The sequence below is a fragment of the Streptomyces sp. WAC 04229 genome, from assembly GCF_003947455.1.
GTDB lineage: Bacteria > Actinomycetota > Actinomycetes > Streptomycetales > Streptomycetaceae > Streptomyces.
In genome coordinates, this window is the sequence record NZ_QHJH01000399.1 from 1 (window position 1) to 1,133 (window position 1,133).

Here is a 1,133-nt window from a genome sequence, read left to right on the forward strand (position 1 = left end):
GGTCCAGCGCGCGGCCGGTGGGCACGCCGCGGGCGGGGAGCAGCAGCGCCAGGTGTTCGTAGACCTCCTGGGCGGAGTCGGGGCGGTGCTGCGGGTCTTTGGCGAGCAGGCGCAGGACGAGGGCTTCGAGTGCCTCGGGGACCTCGGGGCGGACGCGGCGCACGGGCAGCGGCGGTTCGTACAGGTGGCGGTGGAGCACGCCGAGCGCGGTGGAACCGGCGAACGGTACGTCACCGCTGAGCAGTTCGTGCAGGACGACGCCGAGTGCGTACAGGTCGGTGTAGGGGCCGACGGCGCCGCCCATGGCCTGCTCGGGCGACATGTAGGCGGGCGAGCCGATGGGGGTGCCGGTGTGGGTGAGGCGGGTGGTGTCGGCGTCCATGACGGAGGCGACGCCGAGGTCGAGCACGGTGACGGTGCCGTCCTGCTTCACCATCACGTTGCGCGGTTTGAGGTCGCGGTGGACGATCGGCACGGCGTGCACGGCGCTCAGTACGGCGCACAGTTGGGCGGCGACCGCGACGGCCCACTGCCACGGGTAGGGGTCGTGTTCGGCGAGGTGGTCGGCGAGGTCGGCGCCGTCGACGTACTGCATGACGAGGAAGAGTTCCTCGCCCTCGCTGCCCGCGTCGTGCACCGTGACCAGGCCGGGGTGGTCGACCTGTGCGGTGACCCGGCATTCGCGGACGAACCGGCGGCGCAGTTCGTCGGCCTCCTGCCCGGCGACCTTGTCGGGGCGCAGCAGCTTGACGGCCACGCGCCGGTCGAGCCGCCGGTCGTACGCCGTCCAGACCTGGCCCATGCCGCCCTGTCCGACGAGTTGGGACAGCTCGTAGCGGTCGGCGACGACGCGTCCTGTGGTGCCGGTCGCCTGCCGCGCGCTCACGTTCCGCCCTGGTGGCCGGCGCCGCCGTTGCCGTCGTGGCGGCGCAGGTAGTCGCTGAGTTCGTCGAGTTCGGCGCGGACCTGGTCGATGCGGGCGGGCGGGGGCGGCGCCTGCGGGGGGGGCCGCCGAGGCCGAGGGCAAGCCGGCGCCGCAGCGCAAGGTCGAGGTGCAGGTCCTGGACTTCGAGGTCGGCGACTCGGTCACCGTCACCGACGGCCCCTTCGCCACGCTCCAGGCCACGATCAAC

At 73.3% G+C, this 1,133-nt stretch carries 2 pseudogenes; one reads left to right on the plus strand and one right to left on the minus strand.

From position 1 onward, the window contains the following. Positions 1 to 802, minus strand: a pseudogene (gene pkaE, locus DMH12_RS38505) (serine/threonine protein kinase PkaE); the annotation flags it as partial. 205 nt (positions 803 to 1,007) lie between these two features. Between pkaE and DMH12_RS38510 the strand changes: the two are divergent. After that, positions 1,008 to 1,133 (plus strand): annotated as a pseudogene (locus DMH12_RS38510) (transcription termination/antitermination protein NusG); the annotation flags it as partial.